Raw genomic sequence first — 22,264 nt, forward strand, 5'->3', positions numbered from 1 at the left:
GGCCTGAGCATGCGCAACGGCATCCGTCTGGCCGCCGCCGAAATCAACAAGGCCGGTGGTGTGCTGGGGCGGCCCATCGAGCTGGTGGAGCGGGACGACGGCGGCATCCCGGCGCGTGGCATCAAGGTGGCGCAGCAATTGCTCACTCAGGACCGGGTGGTGGCGGTGGTGGGCTTCGTCAATACCGGGGTGGCGCTGGCAGCCAGCAAGAACTATCAGGATGCGCGGGTGCCAGTGATGCTGGCGGTGGCCACCGCAGCCATCCTGACCCGGCAGTTTCCGCTGCATGGCAATACTGACAATTATATTTTCCGGGTGGCCGCTGCGGACGACCTGCAAGCGCCCTTGATTGTGCGCGAGGCGGTGCAGCGTTCGGGTTATCGCAAGCTGGCCATTTTTGCCGACAACACCAATTACGGTTATCAGGGCTTGATGGAACTGGAACGCGCGCTGGGGCAGAACGGGCTTAAGCCCAGTTATGTGGCGCGCTTCAACCTGCAGGAGCGGGATATGGCCAATGCGCTGCTGCAGGCACGCAATGCCGGCAGTCAGGCCATTCTCACCTATGCCATCGGCCCGGAACTGGCCGAGCTGGCCAACACCATGTCACGCATGGACTGGAAAGTACCCATCATCGGCAGCTGGACGCTGTCCATGTCCAACTTCATCGATAATGCCGGCCCCAATGGCGAGGGTGCGCGCATGGTGCAAAGCTATATTCCGGCCGAAGACGATACACCCCGGCGGCGCGACTTTCTGGATGGCTACCAGTGGTTGTTCCACACCCGTCGCATTCCTTCACCGCCCTCGGCGGCACAAGGTTATGACGGCATGAAGCTGATGGCCGAGGCCATCCGCGAGGCAGGCTCGCTGGATGGCATTGCCATTGTGCGTGCGCTGGAAAACCTGCATCAGCCGGTAAATGGCGTGATTACCACCTACAAGCAGCCGTTCAGCCGCACCGATCACGAGGCGCTGGAGCTGAATGTGCCGGTGATTGGCAAGGTGGAGCGTGGCCGGGTGGTGTATGCCTACCCGGCTGACAAACCGCACCAGTAAGCACCTCAGCCGCGTGCTGGCAGCGGGATGAACTCGGTTTCGCCCGGCACCGGAGCAAAGCGTCCTTGCTGCCAGTCGTCCCTGGCCTGACGGATGCGTTCCAGCCGGGTGGAGACGAAATTCCAGTCCAGAATGCGGTGGGCGTCCGGCGTGGGGCCGGCCAGCAAGGCGAGGCGGCTGGGTTCGCGGGCGGTCAGGCGCAGCGGTGTGGCCGTGTCCGGCAGCAGGCCCAGTTCGCCACTGGCCAGGTTTTCATTGCCCAGGCTGATGCTGCCGCTGGCCAGGTAAATACCGCGCTCGGCAAAGCCCGGCGGAATGTCCAGTGTTGCGCCGGCATCCATGTCCACCACGGCATACAGTGCATCACCAGGAAAGGCTACCGGTGCGCTGCGGCCCCAGGCATGGCCTACTACCAGTTGTATGCGGCTGCCATCCTGCTGCCATGAGGGCAGGGCGTCGCGGTCGTAGTGGATGAAGGCCGGTTCGCATTCTTCCAGTGCCACCGGCAAGGCCAACCACAGTTGCAGGCCTTCCACCGGGGTACCGCTGCTGCGGATGTCCTCCGGAATGCGTTCCGAATGCACGATGCCGCGCCCGGCAATCATCAGGTTGGCCGCACCCGGCTCAATGCGCTGCACGCTGCCCAGGCTGTCACGGTGCATCAGCGCGCCGCTGAACAGATAGGTGAGGGTGGCCAGACCGATATGCGGGTGCGGCCGAACATCGTTGTCGCGTTGATCCAGATTGAAATGGGCCGGGCCCATGTGGTCCAGAAAAATGAAGGGACCGATATGACGGGCAGTGCGGCTGGGCAGCAGGCGGCGCACCGGAAAGCCGATATCGCTGATCTTGGCGCTGATGCGTTCGCTCCATGTGTGCATGGTGTGGGCTCCTGCTGACAGGGCCGCCGCCGTGAGGGCGACAGCCACTGTCTGCGTATTGGTTCAGAAACGACCGTTGCGGAAGTCGTCGGCCGCAGCTTCCAGTTCGGCGCGGGTGTTCATCACGAACGGTCCCCACTGGGCAATCGGCTCGTTCAGGGGTTTGCCGGCTACCAGCAGGAAACGGGCTGGTGCATCACTGGTCACGCGGATGCCACTGGCAGCCGCATCATTGGCCAGAATGGCCATCTGGCGCTGCTTGACCACCTGGCCGTGACTGCCAGCCTCCAGCTCGCCCTGATAAACATAGATGAATGCATTGTGCCCTGCCGGAATGGAGAGAAATTCTTCCTGTCCGGCGGCCAGATGCACATCCAGATACAGCGGCTCGGTATCCGGACGCTGGATGGCTGCTGGCTGTTCGCCTACCTGACCGGCAATCAGGCGCAGGCGGCTGCCGTGCCCGGTTTGCTGTTCCGGAATTTCCGCCGCAGGAATATCCCGATACCACGGGTCTATCATCTTGTTCTTGGCCGGCAGGTTCACCCACAGCTGGAAGCCATGCATCAGGCCGTCTTCCTGCTCTGGCAGCTCGGAGTGAATCAGGCCGCGCCCCGCAGTCATCCATTGCACGCCGCCCGGCCCCAGCAGGCCTTCCTGCCCGGTGCTGTCGCGGTGGCGCATGCGGCCATCCAGCATATAGGTGACGGTTTCGAAGCCACGGTGCGGGTGGTCCGGGAAGCCGGCAATGTAGTCATCCGGATTGTCCGAGCGGAATTCGTCCAGCATCAGGAAGGGGTCCAGCCTGCGTTGCAGGTCGTGGGTCAGCACCCGCAACAGGCGGACACCGGCACCGTCGGAAACCTCCATGCCATTGATCAGGCGTTCCACTTCGCGGCTGATATTGTGCGTGCTCATCTTGCATCTCCTTGTCGGGGCCGGCGCTGCTGGGCCTGGCCGTTGATCATGGACTGCATTATTGCAGTGGAAATTTGAATAAAAAAGCGCAAAAATCAGTAGTAATCAATCTGAAAATCAAATAAATGAAACAAGCCAGAACCACCTGGGAGCAGTGGCAGGTCTTGCAATGCATTGTCAGTGAAGGCGGTTTCGCCCAGGCAGCCAGGGCCATGCACCGCAGCCAGTCATCGGTCAGTTATATGGTGGCGCAATTGCAGGAGCAGCTGGGCGTGCCCTTGCTGCAGGCGCAAGGGCGGCGCATGGTGCTGACAGCGGCGGGCGAGGTGCTGCTGCGCGATGCACAGAACGTGCTGGCGGCATCATTGCGGTTGGAGGAGAAGGCGCGTTCCTTGCTGCAAGGCTGGGAAGCTGAGGTGCGGCTGGCGGTGGACAGCCTGTTTCCCACCCCTGCGTTGTTGCCGGCGTTGGGGCAGTTTGCCGCTCATTGCCCCAGTACCCGCCTGCAAATGCACGAGGTTGTGATGTCCGGCGCGGATGATGCGCTGCATGGCCAGCAGGTGGAACTGGCGGTGGCGGGGCGGGTGCCGCAGGGTTTTCTGGGTGACTGGTTGCTGGAGGCGGAGTTTGTAGCCTGTGCCGCGCCGGATCACCCCTTGCACCGGCTGGGGCGGGCGCTGGAAATGGAAGACTTGCAGCAGCATGTGCAAGTGGTGTTGCGCGATTCCGGCCAGCGCCAGCCGCGCGATGAAGGCTGGCTGGGTGCATGGCAGCGCTGGACGGTGTCGCAACCGGAAACCGCCATCGCAGCTGTCGAGCAGGGTTTTGCCTTTGGCTGGCTGGCCTGGCATCGCATTGCCCCTGCTGTGGTGGCTGGCAGATTGCGGCCATTGCAGCTGGCGCATGGCGGTTTGCGCAAGGCGGCCTTGTATCTGGTGCTGGCCGACCCCTCGCAGGCGGGCCCGGCTACCTTGCAACTGGCCGACTGCCTGCGGGCCGAGGCTGAGCGCTGGCGCGATGCTTATCAGCCGTATCAGCCAAGCTGAAAGCAAAACGACCAGCACAAGGCTGGTCGTTTTGTGGCGGTAGTGCAGGCGGAGTTAATGGCCTTGCTGGCCTTGCAGATAGTGCTCCAGCGCATGACCGGCCGACAGGATGTGAAAACGGATGAATTCCGCAGCTTCTTCGGCGGCACCTTGCTTGCACAGTTCCAGCAGGCGGGTGTGTTCTTCGTGCGCGCGTTCCATGGTGCGGGTGAACAGGATCTGCATCCGGGTGTAGCGGTCGGTCTTGTTGTGCAGCTGTTCAATCAGCGCCAGGGTATTGGGGCGCTTGGCGGCGCGATACAGTGCCAGGTGGAAGCGCGAGTTGAGTTCGCCCCAGTGGCGGACGTCATTCTTTTGCAGCGCCAGCTCGAATTCGTGCAGGGTTTGTTCTGCCAGCACGATATCGGCCGGGGTCTGACAGGGAATGGAGGCCTTCAGCACCGCGCTTTCCAGCATGGCGCGGATTTCCAGCAGTTCCAGCACGTCTTCCAGCGACAGCTTGGACACCACGGCGCCCTTGTGGTCGATGATCTGGATCAGTCCTTCGGCTTCCAGCTGGCGCAGGGCTTCACGTACTGGCACCCGGCTGACGCCGTATTCGTTGGATAGGGCTTCCTGGCGCAATTGCTGGCCGTCAACAAACTCACCCGAGAGGAGGCGCTGGCGAAGCGATTCGGTTACGGCACTGGTCAGCGTCTGGCGCTTGATCGGCTGCAGGGTAGTCATGGTTTTTTAGGATCTGTCAGTCAATCGGATAAATGCAAATGGATTCGATTATACGGTGCTTCCATTGTCAGACAAGAGGGGATCGCGATGCTTTTTGTCGCAAATGTGAAAGATTTTGCCATTGGAAAAGAAAAACCCGGCCAAAGCCGGGTTTTTCTTGCAAGACTGGGGTGGATGATGGGGCTCGAACCCACGACAACAGGAATCACAATCCTGGACTCTACCAACTGAGCTACATCCACCGCCGAAGCGGGTTGACTTGCCAGCCATGGGCTGACCGTCTGAAAGAGGGTGGGGTGGATGATGGGGCTCGAACCCACGACAACAGGAATCACAATCCTGGACTCTACCAACTGAGCTACATCCACCACAGGGTGCTGCATTTTACTACGACTGCCAGTGACTACAAAAACTTGGGTACTGGTGCGCCCGACAGGAATCGAACCTGTAACCCCCGGCTTAGAAGGCCGGTGCTCTATCCAGTTGAGCTACGGGCACTCACTTATCGGGCTTTTTCTGGTCGGGGCGGCGGGATTCGAACTCGCGACCCCCTGATCCCAAATCAGGTGCGCTACCAGGCTGCGCTACGCCCCGACGACAGAGACCGCAACTATACGGATAGCCCCTTTTGCTGTCAACACCGTCTTGCAATCTTTTTTTGTCCGCCACCTGGCTGCCCGCTGCGGCAGGACGGTCAGCCTGCAGGAGAGCCTCGACTAACTTCATGATAAATAGATGCTTATTGTGTGAATTTTGCTTTACGTGAAATTATTCCTAATGTATTTTTGTAGTTTCGTAAAAAGCCAAAAAATGAGAAAATTGCCGCCTCTTTTCAAGTTCCATACGGAATCAGGCATGGCGGCGCAACTCATTGATGGTAAGGCAGTAGCAGAACAACTCATCGCCAAGGTAGGCGAAGGCGTGAAACAGCGTGTGGCGGCAGGCAAGCGTGCCCCCGCACTGGCAGTGATCCTGGTTGGCAACGATCCGGCATCCAGTGTCTATGTAGGCAGCAAGAAGCGTTCTTGCGAGAAGGCAGGCATCCGTTCGGTTGCCTACGATCTGCCGGCTGAAACCAGCCAGCAGGAATTGCTGGACATCATTGATACCCTGAATGCTGATGCCACCGTGGATGGCATCCTGGTTCAGCTGCCGCTGCCCAAGCAGATCGACCCGCAAGCCGTGATCGAGCGGATCGATCCGAAGAAGGATGTCGACGGTTTCCATCCCTATAATATGGGCCGTCTGGCCATCAAGATGCCGCTGCTGCGTCCGTGCACGCCGCGTGGTGTGATGACCCTGCTGGAAGAATACGGCATCGACCCCAAGGGTAAGAAGGCCGTGATCGTGGGTGCATCCAATATCGTTGGTCGTCCGCAGGCGCTGGAAATGCTGCTGGCACGTGCCACGGTGACGGTGTGCCACAGTGCCACTGCCGACCTGGCACATGAAGTGGCCCAGGCGGACATCGTGGTGGCTGCGGTGGGCATTCCCGGCTTCATCAAGGGTGAGTGGATCAAGCCCGGTGCCGTGGTGATTGATGTGGGTATCAACCGCCTGGATACCGGCAAGCTTGCTGGCGATGTGGAGTTTGCCACCGCTGCCGAGCGCGCCAGTTTCATCACCCCGGTGCCGGGTGGTGTCGGTCCGATGACCGTGGCAACGCTGTTGCAGAATACGCTGGATTCGGCCAATCTGAACGCCTGATCCCGTCACCGGCAACCAGCGCCACAGGCTGCAGGGAGTAGTCATCCCTGTGGCGTGTGGCGTTTGTCTTTTGCCGGATGGTGACGGCGACGCGGAATTGGCAAGTGACAGCCGCAAGGCTGCCGTTGATCATGTAATGACAAAGAGACTGTAATAATGAGCAATACCCGTCAATCGGCCACGCTGCTGATCAGTGCGCCGGACAAGAAGGGCCTGGTAGCGGCCCTGGCTAATTTCCTGATGACTTACAACGCCAACATCATGCATGCCGACCAGCATCAGGATACCAGCGAGAACCTGTTCCTGATGCGTATCCAGTGGGAACTGGACGGCTTTACCCTGCCGATGGATGCGTTTGCCGCTGCGTTCCAGCCGATTGCCGCCGAGCACAACATGACCTGGAAGGTTTCCCTGTCCAGCCGCAAGCCGCGCATGGCCATTTTCGTATCCAAGTACGAACACTGCCTGGTGGATTTGCTGCACCGCTGGCGCATTGGCGAGCTGAACTGCGACATTCCGCTGGTGATTTCCAATCACGAGGATTGCCGCCGTCTGGTTGAGTTCAACGGCATTCCCTTCCATGTGATCCCGGTGACACGCGAGAACAAGGCCGAGGCCGAGGCCGAACAGTTCCGCCTGCTGGAAGAGGCCGGTGCCGATTTCATCGTACTGGCGCGTTACATGCAGGTGCTGTCCGGTGAGTTCGTCAAACGTTATCCGGACCGGGTGATCAACATCCACCACAGCTTCCTGCCGGCATTCGATGGTGCCAAGCCGTATCACCGTGCCTTTGCCCGTGGTGTGAAGCTGATTGGTGCCACCAGCCATTACGTGACGGAAGATCTGGACGAAGGTCCGATCATCGAGCAGGAAGTCACCCGCATTTCGCACCGCGACGATGTGGAAGACCTGATCCAGAAAGGCCGCGACCTGGAAAAAGTGGTGCTGTCGCGCGCCGTGCGCTGGCATGTGGATGACCGCATCCTGTCTTACAGCAACAAGACCGTTGTTTTTGACTGAGCCGGCATCATGCACCGTCTGATTGATGATTTGCTGGGGCTGCTGCGTTTTCGCGTTGGTCCGCTGGAGCAATACCAGTATCCGCGCTGGATGCCGGCCCTGTTGCTGACGGTCCTCGGTCTGGTGGCCAGCGGCGGCACCGGTGAGCTGGGCAATAACGTGCTCGGCCGCATGCTGTTCATGCTGATGTTTACCTGGCTGGAAACCTTGCTGTTCACCCAGTTCATCACGGTGTGGTTGCGGCTGGCCAAATGGCGGCCGGATGGGTCGCTGTTCGGCCTGATCGTATTGTGCAACAGCCTGCAGTTTGTCGAGCCGCTGACCAGCTGGTTGCCGGACGACGCGGCTCTCGGTGCAGATCTGGCGCTGTCCCTGCTGACCATCGCCCTGATGGTGAACAGCATGGCGGTGGTGTCCGGGGTTGGCCGGGTGCGCGTGCTGCTGGGGGTGATGCTGTTTGCTCCGGTGGCCATGTTGACGCTGGCGATCAGCCTGCAGCTTGCCAGTAGCATGGGCTGGGTCACCATTCCGCAGGACATGCTCAGTGCGGTGGGTGAGGTGTCGACTCCGGCAGACACTGCGCCGGCAGGTGGCAAGGGCAGTAGCGACCTGTAAGGTGCATCTGACCATTTGCCAACAACAAGGGCTGCCCACGGGCAGCTCAGGCTGCTGACAAAGTAATTTGCTGCGATTTCAGCGGACCCGGCTAAGCCGGGTCTTGTGATGAAGTGACTGATTCCGCAGCCTTCCCATCTATTCCCTATCCCCCCGCCCTTACCTTGTAAGGGTGCCTCGCTTTCTGAAAGGAAAGCGAGAGGGGGTGCCAACAACAAGGGCTGCCCACGGGCAGCCCTTGTTGCTTTATTTCAGGGTTCTTCGCTCGCCGGTGCGGCCAGCAGTTGTTCCAGCGCAGTGTTGATGGCCTGGCGTTGCATGGGGCTGTGCAGCTGGCCGTGATACTGGCCGTCGACAAACAGCAGCAGGGTAGGCAGGTGAAAAATGTCGAAGGCGTGTGCCAAAGCCATGCTCTCTTGCACATCGACATAGGCTAGTTGTTGCAGGCAGTCAGCTTGCCAGCTGTCCAGCAGCTGGTGCCAGGCGCGGCATGCAGAGCAGCCAGGCTGGCCAAACAGCACCAGCGTATTGCCGGGCAGGCTTGCCAGCGTGTGATGAAAACCGAATTCGTCCAGCTGTAGCCAGTGGGTGCTGTCCATGCCGGGCATGGTGGTTCAGTCTACCTTGGCGATATAGCGCGCCAGGCCCAGAATGGCGCGCAAGGCCTGGCCCTTGGCGGTTTCTTCATTACGCAGCCTGGCATAGCGGCGCAGGATGGCGCGGCTTTCCACGAACAGGTCCAGTTCGGTATCCGGCGAAGAAACCAGCGCAATCCGTTCGATTTCACCTTGCGGGCGTGCCTGGCCCTGCGCAATGCACAGGTAAACCTTGTGGGCATTGTGCGGTGTGATGTGGTCGAACAGGTAAAGCATGGAGTTGATGCGCAGCCCGGTCTCCTCGCGGATTTCACGGATCAGTGCCTGGGAGCGTAACTCTCCCCGGTTGGCCTTGCCCCCCGGCAGGTTGTAGCGGCTGCCACGCGCAGCGGTAACCAGAACGCCGTCGGGCAATTCGATGATGGCGGTGGCACGTCTTGCCAGATCAGCCGGCAGGCGTTGATCGGGCTTTTTGTCGTCCTGATTTCTCATGCGTCTCGATATAACAGATACGGGCCGCAAATGGCGGCCCAGTTCTGTCGACTATTCTAATGGAAGCCCTTGGCCGGGACAAACAGTCAATGCGTCTTAATGCCTGTCCAAGCCGGTTTGACAGCATGAACTGCCATGCATTCAACAATCTTCCACACGACTCAAAGCCAGTGCAGTGCCAGTCCACCCAGGCCCAGCAGCAGGCAATACCAGCCAAATGGCCGCAGCGATTCGATTTCGCTTTTCTTGAAATAGCGCATGAGAAACCAGGTGCTGGCATAGGCACAGGCCCCGGCCAGCAGCCCGCAGCTCAGTAACAAGCCCCAGGGCTGGGCATGGCCGCTGTGCGCCAGCTTGGGGACTTCCAGCACCCCGGCGGCCAGGATGATGGGGGTGGCCAGCAGGAAGGAAAAGCGCGCAGCTGCGGCGTGGTTCAAGCCATGGGCCAGGCCGCTGAGCAAGGTGACGCCGGAGCGGGAAATGCCGGGCAACAGCGCCAGTGCCTGTCCGCTGCCAATCTTGATGGCACCCATCAGGCTCAGTTCATCCAGCGTCCTGGCGTTGGCTGCCTGCTGTTTGCGGTCACCCCACAGCAGGAGCAGGCCGTTGATGCTGAGAAAAACCAGCACCGCCGTGGCACTGCTGAACAGCACGCGCAATTGCTTTTCCAGCAGCAGTCCCAGCAGGCCGGCCGGAATGGTGCCGGCGACCAGTCGCCACATCAGCCTGGCTTCAGCATTGCTGTTGCCGCCACGCGCCCGGATGAAGCCGGTGATGAGTGCACGCCAGTCACGGTGGAAATACAGCAGCAGGGCAAGGGCGGTGCCCAGGTGCAGCATCACCATGAAGGGCAGGAAGTCAGGATGACTGCGATTGAGAGACCAGTGCAGCCAGTCCGGAATCAGGATGCCGTGTCCCAGGCTGCTGATCGGAAACAGTTCACTGACCCCCTGGATGACTGCAAACAGCAGTGCTTCAACAGGATTCATGGTTTAGCGATGGTGGGGTAAAAATGATGGCCAGTTTTACCAGATGAAAATGTCAGTTTGATGACGTGTCATTGAGCGCACTGCCCCAGCATTGCGTGATCCAGTCCGGCAGGTGAGGGCCGGTCAGCAGTGGGTTGTCGTAGTCGGGCGAGAGTCGTGAGGCCAGTGCATACAGTTTGCGACTGGTGGCTGCCTGCCAGTTGCCGGCAAAGCCGGGCAGCCCGGCTTCGCGCCGGATGAAGTCGAAACGGACCTGGGAGTGAACGAACTCCTGATGTTGTAGCCGGCCTTCGGCATAAGGGCGCAGCCAGTCCAGCGCCAATTGCAGGCTGCCACCGGAGGCTGCCTTGTCGTGCAGCCAGTCCTGCTGCCACTGCCGTGCGGCAATGGCGGCGCGCACCAGCGGTTCCAGATCGTAGGTGACATAGTGCAGGGCATCGCGCTCGCGGTAATCCAGCGTTTCACCCTGGGCATTGATATTGCGCTCCAGATGCTGGTGGAACAGTTCGGTGGCGGCTTTTTGCAAGCCGGCATCCTGCAGGGCCAGGGCCGACAGGGCGATCAGCTTGATGCGGTGGCTGTTCCAGTTGTTCCTGAAGGTAGCCCCCAGTGGCTGTCTGGCGGTGCGGATCCGCGTCACATAGCCCTCGGCCAGCTGCCGCAACAGCTGTCGTGTCTGCATGGCTGTGGCGACGGGTAGCTGATTGGCCGTGATGGCATAGGCGTCAATCAGTGCTTCGAGGTCGGTTTCGTCGATGGGGTTGAAGGAGGGCTGATAAACCCGGGTCCAGGCATCCAGCTGGTGTGCCACGGCATCCAGATAGCGTTGCTCGCCGCTGCCTTGCCAGGCCAGCGCCAGGTCGCGCATGCGGAACCAGTCCTGTTTGGCCTTGACGCTCTGATCGAAAATGCCCTGATGCGGCAGGGTGCCTTCGGTATGAATCTGCGCCAAGGGGGTAGGGGGTTGAGTGAGCGCCGCCTCCGCCCGGTGCAGCAAGGAGGGTGCAGCCTTGCCGGCCATGCACCAGGCAGTCGACGGGCTGGCAACAGCCATGCCTGTCCCGGCAAGCCAGCACAGCAGCATGCTCAGGGAGGTGGGCAGTGAACGCCAGTAAGTCAGCATGTCTGGAATCTGGCAGCAGCTGGCGGTGGCCAGCCTGCATGCACGCAGGGCCGTCAAGGGTGGAGATTTGCTGAGTCTAGCAAATATTTACGCTTGCCGCGGCACTGAGCGCTCAGTGTTCCGGGTCGAGGGCATCCTGTTCCAGATCGGCTTCCATCTGGGCGCGGATGGCGGCAAAAAACTGGTGGATTTCCTGCACGGCAGGGGAGATGGCGGCCAGCCATTGTTCGCGCTGGCTGCTGTCGCTGTTGTCGATGTAAGGACGCATTTCCGGGTCCGGGTGGCGTTCGAAGGCCAGCGCCATGATGGCTTCCAGCGCACCAGCATGTTCGGCATCGTCAAACAGCAGGTTCCAGTCGTCCTGCTGCAGCTGCATGCCTTCGACAAAACCTTCGGCCCAGTCATTGCCATGCACCACGCCCTGTTCGTCCGCATCCAGCCAGGGCTGGAATTCCGCACCCTGTTGCAGGGTGTGGGCGATGTCCAGCCAGTGGCCCATCAGCAGGGCGACAAATTTTTCCAGATCCTTTTCGCTGCGGAATGCCTGCTCGTCATCAAAGGCGTCACCCAGAATCAGCGGCAGGCATTCGGTGGGCTTGATGGCTTCCGGGCCGCACAGCAAGGCAGTGAAGAAACCGTCCAGCTTTTCCAGGTTCATGCACTGCAGGCGTGCAAAGCGTTGCAGGGTGGTGGACAGGCGCTGGTAGTCGGCCTCGGTCAGCGGAGCGTGTTTCATTGGCGGGTCTTTCGCTATTAATGCGCCATTATCGCTGATTGCAAGCCGGCCTGCCCACTTCCCTGTCCTGGCCTATTCCTTCCAGCGCATTGGTGGCAGGGCGGCAAAGGCATCGCGCAGTGCCCGGCCCCAGCCGGTGTGCAGTTGCTGGAAGTAGGGGTCGTGCTCGGTAATGCGCTGGTGGATGCCGGGGCCGAAGTCGTCCTTGTCGTATACCAGCATATCGATGGGCAGGCCGACCGACAGATTGCTCTTCATTGTCGAGTCAAAGCTGATCAGTGCGCACTTGGCGGCGTCTTCCACCGGGGTGTGGTAGTTCACTACCCGGTCGATGATGGGTTTGCCGTACTTGGCTTCGCCAATCTGGAAGTAGGGCGTGTCCTGCGTGGCCTCGATGAAATTACCCTGCGGGTAGATGTTGAACAGGCGCGGTGCTTCCCCGCGGATTTGCCCGCCCAGCAGGAAGGAACAGCCGACTTCTATTTTGGACTGGCTGAGGGTGGGGCCATCGCGCTCGACAATTTCACGCAGGGTGTCGCCCACCAGGCAGGCGGCATCGTACATGGAGGGAACATTCAGGATGTTGCGCTCGCTGCTGCTGGCACTGGCGCGCTGGCGCAACAGGCTGACCACGCTTTGGGTGGTGGCCAGGTTGCCGGCGGACAGCAGCACCAGCAGGCGCTCGTCCGGTTGCTGGAAAAATTGCATCTTGCGAAAGGTGGACACGTGGTCCACCCCGGCATTGGTGCGGGAGTCCGAGGCAAACAGCATGCCGGACGCAAGATTCATGGCGACGCAGTAAGTCATGATGCAGCTACTTGTGTGGTGGAGTTGAATCAATCTAGCTGCTGTGTCACTGGCCGTCCAGCCAGACGCGCGCTTGCGCGGTCATGCTTTCGGTGCCACCGCCAAAGCGCACGCCGCGTACCGGGCAGGCGTCCAGATAATCCATGCCGATGGCCAGCTTCAGGTGGTGTTCGTTGGCGGCTACGGCATTGGCCACATCAAAGCTGTGCCAGGCCCCGTCCACCCAGGCTTCGGCCCAGGCATGGCTGGAGACATGGTCTGCCGCATGCGCGGGCGAGTAGACATAGCCGCTGACATAGCGCGCCGGAATACCCAGCTGGCGGGCGCAGGAGAGAAAGACATGGGTATGGTCCTGGCACACGCCGGCACCTTTGGCGAAGGCCGCCGCCGCCGGGGTGTGGCTTTGGGTTTCACCGGGCAAGAAGGGCATGTGTTCGCGAATGCCTTCCACCAGCGATTGCAGCTGGGCGAGGCTGGGCGTTGGCTGGCGGTAAGCGGCGGCAAAGCGGCACAGGGCTTCGTCCGGCGTGGTCAGCTCGGTCTGGCGCAGGAAGAACAGCGGTGGCAGGTCGTCGTTCATGGGCTTGGTGTCATTGGTTTCCACCGTACCGCTCACCTTGATGCGGATTTCCTGGTGCGGGTAGTCCAGGGTGAGGACGTGCAGGATATTGCCGTAGCTGTCGGTGCTGCGATGGGCGGCCACCGGCAGCTCCAGCTGCCAGTCCAGAATCTGCAGGCCGTTGCCGCCTTGCGGCGTCAGGCGCAGGTATTGGGTGCTGTGACGGACCGGGCTGTCGTAGCGATACAGCGTTTCATGGCTGATGGCGAGTCTCATGGCTATCCCTTTCTGTTTGATGCGGACCGGTCTGCGCTCAGGCAGCTTCCAGATAACTGTGGTGAATGGTGTTGCCCAGCAGGATGATGTCGTCAATCAGGCTGTCCAGTGTCTGTTCCAGCCCGTCGGCAAAGATGTCCTCGATGCTGCTATAGGTCAGCCGCGCCTGGATTTCACTGGCGCGCCGCCGCGCACTGCGGCCGGCATGGCCTTCGATACGTGCCAGCACCTTGTTGATTTCGCCAAAGCAGGCGCGCAGGCTGCGCGGCATGTCGTGGCGCAGGATCAAGAGTTCGGCCACCCGCTCCGGGGTGATGCTGTCGCGGTAGATGTCGCGATAGGCCTCGAAGCCGGACACCGAGCGCAGCAGTGCCGCCCACTGGTAGTAGTCGAGGATGTTTTCCGCTTCCGGCTCGTTGTCACTGATCTGCTTGGTCTTCACATTCAGGATGCGCGCGGTATTGTCGGCGCGTTCGATGAAGGTGCCCAGGCGGGAGAAGTGGAAGGTGTCGTTGCGCAACATGGTGCCGTAACCCGCGCCACGGAACAGGTGCGAGCGTTCGCGCACCCATTCCAGAAAGCTGGAAGCGCTACGGGTATCCAGCCCACGGCTTTGCCATTCGCGCATTTCCAGCCAGGTGCCGTTCACCTGCTCCCACATCTCGGTGGTGATTTTCACCCGCACCACATGGGCGTTTTCCCGCGCATTACGCATGCAGTTGTAAATGCTGCCCGGGTTCTCGCCATCCAGTGCCAGGTAGTGCAGCACGGCTTGCGGGGTTGGGGTGTGGTGACGCTGCAGAAAATCCGCCGTGCTGCCGGTGACATCCAGCGGTACCAGCAAGTCGTCTTGCGAGGACGCATGCAACAGCGACATCTGCAAGCTGACATCCAGCAAGCGCGCGGTGTTTTCGGCGCGTTCCATATTGCGTGCCATCCAGTACAGGCACCCTGCCATTCGGCTCAGCATGTGATGTCCTCCTTCAGGATCCAGGTATCTTTGGTACCGCCGCCTTGCGACGAGTTGACCACCAGCGAGCCCTCGCGCAGTGCCACGCGGGTGAGGCCGCCGGCCACCAGCTGCACTTTCTTGCCCGACAACACAAAGGGGCGCAGGTCGATATGGCGCGGCGCAATGCCGGATTCGACAAAAGTAGGGCAGGTGGACAAGGACAGCGTAGGCTGGGCAATGAAGTTGGCCGGGTCTTCCAGAATGCGCAGGCGGTAGGATTCGATTTCCGCCTGGGTGGAGGCCGGGCCCACCAGCATGCCATAGCCACCGGCGCCATGGACTTCCTTTACCACCAGCTCGGACAGGTGATCCAGCACGTAGGCCAGGTCGTCCGGCTTGCGCAATTGCCAGGTGGGCACATTGTGCAAAATGGGTTCCTCGCCCAGATAGAAGCGGATCATGTCCGGTACATAAGGGTAGATGGACTTGTCGTCCGCCACGCCGGTGCCCACCGCATTGCATACGCTGACGCGTCCTTCGCGGTACACCGACATCAGGCCCGGCACGCCCAGCATGGAGCCTGCGTTGAAAGCCAGCGGGTCCAGATAGGCATCGTCCAGCCGGCGGTAAATCACGTCCACCCGCTGCGGGCCGGAGGTGGTGCGCATGTAGACATAACCGTTCTTGACGAACAGGTCCTGCCCCTCCACCAGCTCCACCCCCATCTGGCTGGCCAGGAAGGCGTGTTCGAAATAGGCGCTGTTGTACTGGCCGGGGGTGAGCACTACCACCGTGGGGTTATCCACCTCGGCCGGCGATACCGAACGCAAGGTGTCCAGCAACATGTTGGGGTAGTGCTCCACCGGGGTGATGTCGTGGTTGGCAAACAGCTCGGGGAACAGCCGCATCATCATCTTGCGGTTTTCCAGCATGTAGCTCACGCCGGATGGTGTGCGCAGATTGTCCTCCAGCACATAAAAACCACCGTCGTTGTGGCGGATGATGTCCACCCCGGCAATGTGGGCGTATACCTGGCGTGGCAGGTCTATGCCCTGCATGGCCAGCTGGTAGCCCGCATTGGTAAGGATTTGCTCGTGCGGGATGATGCCGGCCTTGAGGATGTCCTGGTCGTGATAGATGTCGTGCAAGAAGCGGTTGAGCGCCGTTACCCGCTGGATGCAGCCTGCTTCCAGGGTTTTCCATTCGCTGGCAGAGATGATGCGTGGAATGGTGTCAAACGGAATCAGCCGTTCCGAGCCGCTTTCGTCGCCGTATACGGCAAAGGTGATGCCCACGCGGCGAAACAGGGTGTCGGCCTCGCTTTGCTTGTCGCGCAGCCAGGCCAGAGGCGCCTGGTTCAGCCAGTTGGCAAAACGCTGGTAGGACGGGCGGGTGTCTTGCCCGGGCATCAGCATTTCGTCGTAGTGGGTGTGGTCTAGCGGTGTAATCCGGTGCATCGCGCATTCCCCCTTGTTGGCTTGTAAAGGGAGTAAGGCAATAAGCGTGCCCAGAAATGCCGGGCAACCGTCATTTTGACCGTGACTCAGGTAAGGACAGGGCGTGGTGTGGTTAAACCGCTGGGCGGGCAGGTGGGAGGATATGGCGCTGGCCGCAGTTTTTCAGCGTGGAATTGAAAATTGATTGATTAATGCTGCTGTAAAAAATACAAAAAGATGGCAGTGCTGCACCTTAATGACACACGGGTGCAAGCAGTGGTGCAGGCTATGGTTGAGAATGGTGCAGAGGCAGCACCGGCCGGACAGGCAATGCCGGGGCAGGCGGGCGTGAAGGCCACCTGCCACCGGCTGTCTGGGGGATCAGAGGATTTCGGCGATATTGCGCGCGGCGCGTTTGGCATCGAGGAAAATCAGGCCCAGCTTGGCTTCACGCCGGGCAATCACGGTGAGTACGGCATCCTTGCCGGCGTAACTCATCAGGATGTAGCCGTTGTCACCCTTTACCATCACTTGTTCCAGTTCGCCGCGTGCCAGTTCCTTGGCGGTGCGCTCACCCAGGGACAGCATGGCCGCTGCCATGGCGCCCACCCGGTCTTCATCCACATCCTGTGGCAACAGGGCGGCCATGGTCAGGCCGTCGGACGAGATGATGGCCGAGGCTTCGATATCGGCTGAGGCACCGTTGAGGTCACTCAGGATGGATTTGAGCATTTGTTCACGCATGGTTTTCTCCAGGGGGTATTCGGTGGCCCGTGTCGGGGCGGGTGCTTGTTCAGGCGTAACGACGGCTGAGCAACTCGATCAGCGTCACGAAGTGTTCGTCTTGCAATTGCGGCGTACCGCCGATGACCAGCACGAATGACTGCTGGCCCACATGCAAGGGGAAAAAGCCCAGTTCGCTATGACCGGCCGGGTTGCTGACGGCCCAGGCCAGGCTGTGGATGTTGAGATTGTTTTTCAGCAGCAAACCATGACGGCGGTTGAGCGACATGATGTCGCCGGCCAGTGCGGCTATTTCCTCGGCCGACTCGTGGTGAAAACCCGCCGTGGCGTAGTACAGGCCATTGTCGTCGGCCAGCAGCGCCCGGCCGGTATCGGACAGCGCCGCCAGCAGGGTGGGCAGCTGGCTTTCCAGGTTCACCGCCAGCGTGGGGCGCGGCTCGGTGGTGCCGTGGACAAAATCCATTCTTTGCAGGCGATACAGGGTTTCCAGCCCGCGTTCCAGATTGTTGTCATGCCATTCGGCCAGCAATTCGGTGGTGAGCGGAACCGCATGGCCCAGGCGCAGGATATGGGTGAGCAGCACGCGCGCGGCATCCTGGTCCGGGCTGGATACCGCATAGTAGGCCCCGGCCGGACTGGTGATCGGATACAGCGCATCCTTGAGCGAGAGGTGGTCTGACATCATCAGCTTTCCAGCCCGGGGTCGATGGAGAACAGCAAGGCCAGCACCAGCTTTTTGACGTCCTCCCGGGAGCGGGCGTCAATTTCGAAAATGGGCGGGCGCATATCGAATTTTTCCAGCAGCGCGGCATAGGTTTCGATGCTTGGGGTGGCGCGCACATCGGTCTTGGTGACGCCAATCACCAACGGTGCCACCTTGAGCATGTCGCGGAAGGCGTTCAGGAAAAACTGCAGGTCTTTCACCGGATTGGCGCGGGTATTGTCCAGCAGCAGGATCAGCCCGATACCGCCATGGCTGAGGATGTCCCACATGAAGTCAAAGCGTTCCTGACCCGGCGTGCCATACAGATGCACCTTGGTGGCCTCGTCCAGCATCAGCACCCCGTAGTCCAGTGCCACGGTGGTGGTGTCCTTGCGGTTGAGTGTCATGTCGGATGCACGGGCATCGGTGGTGACCGGCGCAATATCGCTGATGGCAGCAATAGCGGTGGTTTTGCCAGCGCCTACCGGGCCGGCAAAGATGATTTTGTTATCGTAAGCTCGCATGGATAAGGGGTTTCCTGGTTACAGGCCAATGACTTTTTTCAGCAGGCGTGACAGCAGGTTGCCACTGCCTGGCGCGGTCTGGATGCTGGCCGGGGCCGTATCCGCCGGAGATACGGCGGCAGCGGCTTCCTTGCGTGGCGATGGGCGCACCGGTTCGGTGCTCATCACCTGCAAGGTGGTGTTGCGATTCGGCAGATCCAGGATGCCTATGCCATAGGCGGCTGCCAGATAGTTGAACAGATGCTCCGGCGGTACTTTCAGCAAGCGGGTGATCAGCTTGAGGTTCACCGGGGTACGCGTCAGAAAGGCGGTGATGCGCATGGCTTCCGGAATGGGGGCCAGCCGCGTCAGATTGGGCCAGTAGCGCAGGCGGATGGGGGTATCGGCGGAAATGCCACGCATCAGCCGCCCCTGACAGGTCCAGATGGCGAGCTGCCAGGCCAGGGTTTGCGGGCGGATTTCCTCGGCCCTGGTTGGGACGGTGCTGTCGTTCCAGGCTTGGTGGTCCACTTCCTGGCTGGTGTGGGCGCACAACGCTTGCAGGCTGTCCAGCGGCTGCAGCAGCCAGGCCTTGTCTTGCGCCGCCTGCACAATCAGCACCGGCACCTCACGCACGCGTACCACCGCATTGCTGCGCTGGCGCAACAGGCGTGCCACCAGGCCGAACAAGCCGGCATGCGGGTCGAAGCGGGCATAACTGATGATATGCGGCTCGGCCTGGGCTGCGGGCTGCGTGGCGCTGGTGTGATGCGCGCTGGCCGGCGGCAGCATGCTGCGCACTACATCATCATGCTCATGCGCCAGCGCGGTATTGTCCTCTGCGGATGCGGTCTCCGCCTCGGGCTGTTCATCCGGCAAATCCATCAGCTGCGGCAAGTCGGATGTAGCCGCGCTATGGCTTTCCTGCTGACGCGCGGCGGCCTCGGCGCGGTGGGCGGCCTGTGACTGGCTGATCACCGCGTCCAGCGTGGGGGCCACGCTGGCCACATAGGCCGCGGCATCGCTGACCGGGGTGTGGCCGCTGATGTCCGCCTGGCTTGTTGTCCTGGATGGCGGGGCAGTGTTATGCGCTGGGCGCTGTGCTGCCGGCCGCTCCGGCTGCTCCGCCATGGTGCGCAGCGGGCTGGCTTGCGGCGGCTGGCGTAGCAGCTCGCGCATTTGCGGAAACAGGGTTTCAATGCGGATAGGCTTGCGCAGCACGGCCGCAGGGGCATCGCTGGGCGGCGTGGTGGTGACAATCAGCGCCGGCAGGTGCGGGTGTTCGGCACGAAAGTCATGCCAGGCATTCCAGCCGGTGATGCTGTCGACATCGACAATGGCCAGGTCGGGATTCAGGCCCGGAGCCTCGTCCAGCAGCTGGTAGTGTTGATGCGAGTGGTGCATGCGGAACGCCATGCGGAATACCGACAGTTTGCGGGTATCCATGCCCACCGGCATGACGGTGATGGAGCGGGCTTGTGCAGTGTTGCTGGGCATCATGGTCTGGTTTTCTCAGGCCGCAAGACGTTGCTGGTTGAGGCGTTGTTTCATGGTTTGCACAAACTGGCCCAGCATGGCGGTGATTTCGATGGGCGGGCAGGCCAGCTGCTCGCGCACTTGCCGGGTCAGTGAGGTAAAGCGCGCCAGATCGCCCAGATGCTCGTACAGCTTGAGCAGCGGCGGGTAGAGCGTGGCATCTGCCGGGTTGGCCAGCAACGCTGTTTCCAGTGTCTGGATGGCCATGTCGATCTGGCCGAATTCGACAAACTGATCGGCTTCGGCCAGCACATCATCCAGCACCTGTCCGGCCTGTTGCGGCTGACGGACCAGCAGCAGCGGCACGCGCGGCGACACGGGGGCCGGGGTGCTGACATAACCCATACGGCGGCCGATTTCCTCCAGTGCCATGCGGTCTGGCTGGGCTTCCAGTGCCAGCAGTAGCGGGTGCTCGCCCAGCCGGTAGCCCAGTTGCAGCAACTGTTGTTTCAGATTGAGCCCGGCGTTGCCAATGGCCACGTGGAATTGCCACAGATAGCGGCAGAACAGGGACAGCTTGCGTGTCATGTAGCAGGCACGCAGGGTGTCGATCAGCCGGGACAGCGATACGCCTTCTTCTGCGGCCATGCTTTGCAGGGCGGGCAGGGCGGCGGCCGGTTCGTGGCAGGCCAGCAGGATGCTGGCCTGGCGGGCGGGTGGCAGCAGGGTGGTCAGTGTGGCCAGTTCGCGCGGGTTTAGCGCCGAGAGTTCAGTGCGGCCTTCTACCAGCGTGACGCGTGGCAGTTGTGCGGCAATCTGCACGGCTTCGCTGGTGGATACCACCGGCTGGTCCGGTGTCTGGCCGACGGCGCGCAGCAGCAGTTCTTCATGGCTGTGCTGGGGCAGATGATCGCCCAGTTGCTGGTTGACTGCGTCAATGCCCATGCCCAGCCGGCTTTCGGCCACTACCCGCAGCGACAGGTTTTGCGGGTCTTCCTGCAAGCCCAGGAACACGGCGTCGGTCAGTTGCTGCCGGTCCAGCAGGCTGCGTTCATGCAGGCGTTCGAGCATGTCGCTGTAGTCATCAATCCAGCGCAGGCTGAGATAAAGCTCGGACAGGCGCTTGAGCTGGCTGGGGGCATTGACCGAGCTGCCGTCCACATAGCTGCGCAGGGCCAGGGCAGCCTGTTCCAGATAACCGAACTGCAAGAACACCTCGACCTCGGCCAGGATGTCCAGATCGTCCACGGCATAGGACAGCGTTTGCTCGCTGTCATCTTCGTTGTCGGCTTCGCTGTCAGCGGCGGTTTCGGCCAGCACATCAGCTTGAATGGCGGGCTGGATGGCGGGCTGTGGTGCGGCTTGGGGACGTGGCTGGCGGATGACGGCTTCCGGCAGCAACTGCGCTGTTTGCGGGGGCGTGCTGCCCGGCGCAGTGGTGGTGTCGGGCTGACGGCGCAGCATGACCACCAGCAGCATGCCAACCAGCAACAGCAGGACGACGCTGGCGGCCATGGCTTCTGGCGATGCGCTTAATTGGGCAAGCAAGGTGCTAAGGGAGTCCATGGGAAGGTGGCTCAATCCAGCGTGTAGTCGGCGGCGGTAATCAGGTCGGTACCGCACTCCAGGGTTTCGAACCAGTCCAGGAAGCGTTTGACCATGTCCTTGCCCTTGAACGAGCCGCCGTGCTGCGGCACGATCCACTCCACATCCAGCTGGCGAATCATGTTCACCCACAGGCGGCAGGCCTTGTTATTGGTCATGTAACGCTTGTGGAAGCCCAGCATGTGGCGGTCGATCAGGTGGGCGTCGAAGTCGCTCACCGGTTTGCCGGCATCGTGACCGTCCATCAGCGAGGCACCGATGTCGCCAGAGAACAGGATTTTGCTGATCGGGTCGTACACCTGGAAAAAACCGACGGTGTGCAGGTAATGCGCCGGAATGATCTTGAGGGTGGATTCACCCAGGGTGATGTCCATGCCACGTGGCGGAATGGGAATCAGCCGGCCTTCGGTGGCACCGCGGATACAGAAGTGCGGCAAGAAGCGCACCCATTCCTGGGCGATGATGATCTGGGCATCGGTGATCAGCAGCCAGCCGTTGGCAGAGGCGATGATGTCCGGGTCCTGGTGGGAGGCGAAAATGTAACGGGTGTGCGAAGGCAGGAAGTAGTCAGCCAGCTCGGCAATCAGGTGCTTGTAAGTCAGGTTGCCACCCGGGTCCAGCAGCATGCCGTCGCCTTTGTCGATGATGGCAAACTGATTGGACTGAATGCCTTCTCCCTGTACCAGCTCGGTAAACGCAACGCACTTGTGATTACCATCATCATAAAGCACCAGAGCCATGACTGTTCCTTGCGTGAAAATTGCCGCCCGGACGTGGTACGCAGAAGGAAAGAAGCCGATTACGGCAAAATCGGCAGCAGTCTGCTTGTCAACGTCATTGGGACTTGTGAGAAGCTGTTTATTATTTTCATTTGGCTCTAAACGGTTTTGATATGAGTCAACAATGGCATAAATGCATGCTGAATAATTGAATGGAATATAAGTTTTGCGTGCCAGGTGAAATGTGGAAGCAGATTCAAAGACTTCCAGTGTCAGATGGCAAAGCGGGTAGAGAAAGCGCAGGCGCAGATATGCGCTGGCAGCTGCCTGTACGGGCAGGCAATGAGGGGGGACTCAGCGCTGTTTGAGCGTGCGGATGGCTTCGCTGATGGCCTGCAGCAATTGCGGGTCGCTGGCCGGATTGGCGGCCAGGTACAAGGGGTCGCCCTGTGGCAGGGTGAGTACTGCGTCAAACTGCTGCTCTGGCAGTTTCAGCCGTGCCAGCTGGCTGCGTAGCTGGTCCGGGTCGGCTATCAGCAGCTGGGCCGCCCCGCTTTGCAGCAGGCGCGGACATTC

At 60.9% G+C, this 22,264-nt stretch carries 24 protein-coding genes and 4 tRNA genes; 5 read left to right on the forward strand and 23 right to left on the reverse strand.

The genetic code is table 11. The features are described 5' to 3' along the window. The coding region (locus JHD62_RS16880) for an ABC transporter substrate-binding protein (protein ID WP_199103875.1) at window positions 1–1,059 on the forward strand (1,059 nt) is incomplete at its 5' end. 5 nt (window positions 1,060–1,064) lie between these two features. Here the strand turns inward: JHD62_RS16880 and JHD62_RS16885 are convergent. Together JHD62_RS16885 and JHD62_RS16890 are read right to left on the reverse strand one after the other, a co-directional pair. Next, on the reverse strand, window positions 1,065–1,940 hold the full coding sequence (locus JHD62_RS16885) for a pirin family protein (RefSeq protein WP_199103876.1): 876 nt from the start codon (window positions 1,938–1,940) through the stop codon (window positions 1,065–1,067). A 63-nt stretch (window positions 1,941–2,003) separates the two neighbouring features. Beyond that, window positions 2,004–2,858, reverse strand: a complete 855-nt coding sequence (locus JHD62_RS16890) for a pirin family protein (RefSeq protein ID WP_199103877.1) — start codon at window positions 2,856–2,858, stop codon at window positions 2,004–2,006. A 125-nt stretch (window positions 2,859–2,983) separates the two neighbouring features. Here JHD62_RS16890 and JHD62_RS16895 point away from each other — a divergent pair, with 125 nt between their 5' ends. Further along, complete coding sequence (locus tag JHD62_RS16895) at window positions 2,984–3,904, forward strand: LysR family transcriptional regulator (protein ID WP_199103878.1); 921 nt, start codon at window positions 2,984–2,986, stop codon at window positions 3,902–3,904. 54 nt (window positions 3,905–3,958) lie between these two features. Here JHD62_RS16895 and JHD62_RS16900 read toward each other — a convergent pair whose 3' ends face one another. From JHD62_RS16900 to JHD62_RS16920, 5 genes are all read right to left on the reverse strand, one after another. Next, window positions 3,959–4,630 (reverse strand): GntR family transcriptional regulator, encoded by a 672-nt coding sequence (locus JHD62_RS16900; protein WP_062789410.1) that lies wholly within the window; start codon window positions 4,628–4,630, stop codon window positions 3,959–3,961. Between the two features lie 166 nt (window positions 4,631–4,796). Continuing rightward, a tRNA-His gene (locus JHD62_RS16905) sits at window positions 4,797–4,872 on the reverse strand. A gap of 50 nt (window positions 4,873–4,922) precedes the next feature. After that, a tRNA-His gene (locus tag JHD62_RS16910) sits at window positions 4,923–4,998 on the reverse strand. A 53-nt stretch (window positions 4,999–5,051) separates the two neighbouring features. After that, window positions 5,052–5,128, reverse strand: a tRNA-Arg gene (locus tag JHD62_RS16915). A 19-nt stretch (window positions 5,129–5,147) separates the two neighbouring features. After that, window positions 5,148–5,224, reverse strand: a tRNA-Pro gene (locus JHD62_RS16920). Between the two features lie 261 nt (window positions 5,225–5,485). Here JHD62_RS16920 and folD point away from each other — a divergent pair. The 3 genes from folD (at window position 5,486) to JHD62_RS16935 (ending at window position 7,972) form a co-directional block, all read left to right on the forward strand. Beyond that, on the forward strand, window positions 5,486–6,337 hold the full coding sequence (gene folD / locus JHD62_RS16925) for a bifunctional methylenetetrahydrofolate dehydrogenase/methenyltetrahydrofolate cyclohydrolase FolD (protein WP_045846097.1): 852 nt from the start codon (window positions 5,486–5,488) through the stop codon (window positions 6,335–6,337). A 156-nt stretch (window positions 6,338–6,493) separates the two neighbouring features. Beyond that, window positions 6,494–7,357 carry a formyltetrahydrofolate deformylase gene (purU, locus tag JHD62_RS16930; protein WP_062789409.1) on the forward strand — a complete coding sequence of 288 codons (864 nt, stop codon included), beginning with the start codon at window positions 6,494–6,496 and terminating at the stop codon, window positions 7,355–7,357. A gap of 9 nt (window positions 7,358–7,366) precedes the next feature. Next, the gene (locus JHD62_RS16935; protein WP_199103879.1) at window positions 7,367–7,972 is read left to right on the forward strand and encodes a hypothetical protein; all 606 of its coding nucleotides are present in this window, start codon (window positions 7,367–7,369) and stop codon (window positions 7,970–7,972) included. Between the two features lie 251 nt (window positions 7,973–8,223). On the opposite strand, the gene JHD62_RS16940 is transcribed toward JHD62_RS16935, so the two are convergent. The 16 genes from JHD62_RS16940 to JHD62_RS17015 all read right to left on the reverse strand — a co-directional run. After that, complete coding sequence (locus JHD62_RS16940; protein ID WP_199103880.1) at window positions 8,224–8,571, reverse strand: co-chaperone YbbN; 348 nt, start codon at window positions 8,569–8,571, stop codon at window positions 8,224–8,226. Window positions 8,572–8,586: 15 nt separating this feature from the next. Next, window positions 8,587–9,060: an NUDIX hydrolase gene (locus tag JHD62_RS16945; protein WP_131359005.1), complete on the reverse strand. Its 474-nt coding sequence runs from the start codon at window positions 9,058–9,060 to the stop codon at window positions 8,587–8,589. Between the two features lie 161 nt (window positions 9,061–9,221). Continuing rightward, complete coding sequence (locus JHD62_RS16950) at window positions 9,222–10,049, reverse strand: undecaprenyl-diphosphate phosphatase (RefSeq protein WP_045846094.1); 828 nt, start codon at window positions 10,047–10,049, stop codon at window positions 9,222–9,224. 52 nt (window positions 10,050–10,101) lie between these two features. Next, on the reverse strand, window positions 10,102–11,229 hold the full coding sequence (locus JHD62_RS16955; RefSeq protein ID WP_199103881.1) for an alginate lyase family protein: 1,128 nt from the start codon (window positions 11,227–11,229) through the stop codon (window positions 10,102–10,104). A 55-nt stretch (window positions 11,230–11,284) separates the two neighbouring features. Then, window positions 11,285–11,908, reverse strand: a complete 624-nt coding sequence (locus JHD62_RS16960) for a YecA family protein (RefSeq protein WP_199103882.1) — start codon at window positions 11,906–11,908, stop codon at window positions 11,285–11,287. 72 nt (window positions 11,909–11,980) lie between these two features. Then, a complete protein-coding gene (locus JHD62_RS16965; protein ID WP_233161040.1) occupies window positions 11,981–12,715 on the reverse strand; it encodes a proteasome-type protease in 735 nt (244 codons plus the stop codon). Between the two features lie 46 nt (window positions 12,716–12,761). After that, window positions 12,762–13,550 carry a transglutaminase family protein gene (locus tag JHD62_RS16970; RefSeq protein WP_199103883.1) on the reverse strand — a complete coding sequence of 263 codons (789 nt, stop codon included), beginning with the start codon at window positions 13,548–13,550 and terminating at the stop codon, window positions 12,762–12,764. 37 nt (window positions 13,551–13,587) lie between these two features. Next, on the reverse strand, window positions 13,588–14,520 hold the full coding sequence (locus JHD62_RS16975; protein ID WP_199103884.1) for an alpha-E domain-containing protein: 933 nt from the start codon (window positions 14,518–14,520) through the stop codon (window positions 13,588–13,590). Further along, window positions 14,514–15,959, reverse strand: a complete 1,446-nt coding sequence (locus JHD62_RS16980) for a circularly permuted type 2 ATP-grasp protein (protein ID WP_199103885.1) — start codon at window positions 15,957–15,959, stop codon at window positions 14,514–14,516. Before JHD62_RS16980 ends, JHD62_RS16975 begins: the two co-directional genes overlap by 7 nt. Window positions 15,960–16,319: 360 nt before the next feature. Further along, window positions 16,320–16,682, reverse strand: coding sequence for a roadblock/LC7 domain-containing protein (locus JHD62_RS16985; RefSeq protein WP_045846088.1), 363 nt, complete (start codon window positions 16,680–16,682; stop codon window positions 16,320–16,322). A 49-nt stretch (window positions 16,683–16,731) separates the two neighbouring features. After that, on the reverse strand, window positions 16,732–17,367 hold the full coding sequence (locus tag JHD62_RS16990; protein ID WP_233161042.1) for a peptidase M23: 636 nt from the start codon (window positions 17,365–17,367) through the stop codon (window positions 16,732–16,734). Further along, complete coding sequence (locus JHD62_RS16995) at window positions 17,367–17,909, reverse strand: ATP/GTP-binding protein (protein WP_045846087.1); 543 nt, start codon at window positions 17,907–17,909, stop codon at window positions 17,367–17,369. Before JHD62_RS16995 ends, JHD62_RS16990 begins: the two co-directional genes overlap by 1 nt. An 18-nt stretch (window positions 17,910–17,927) precedes the next feature. Continuing rightward, entirely contained in the window at window positions 17,928–19,388 is a 1,461-nt protein-coding gene (locus tag JHD62_RS17000; RefSeq protein ID WP_199103886.1) for a hypothetical protein, read from the reverse strand. Between the two features lie 12 nt (window positions 19,389–19,400). Next, window positions 19,401–20,930: a hypothetical protein gene (locus tag JHD62_RS17005; RefSeq protein ID WP_199103887.1), complete on the reverse strand. Its 1,530-nt coding sequence runs from the start codon at window positions 20,928–20,930 to the stop codon at window positions 19,401–19,403. An 11-nt stretch (window positions 20,931–20,941) separates the two neighbouring features. Then, complete coding sequence (locus tag JHD62_RS17010) at window positions 20,942–21,709, reverse strand: MBL fold metallo-hydrolase (protein WP_199103888.1); 768 nt, start codon at window positions 21,707–21,709, stop codon at window positions 20,942–20,944. Between the two features lie 333 nt (window positions 21,710–22,042). After that, a partial coding sequence (locus JHD62_RS17015; protein WP_199103889.1) for a hypothetical protein occupies window positions 22,043–22,264 on the reverse strand: 222 nt, incomplete at its 5' end.

The organism is Aquitalea sp. ASV11, from assembly GCF_016429185.1.
GTDB lineage: Bacteria > Pseudomonadota > Gammaproteobacteria > Burkholderiales > Chromobacteriaceae > Aquitalea > Aquitalea pelogenes.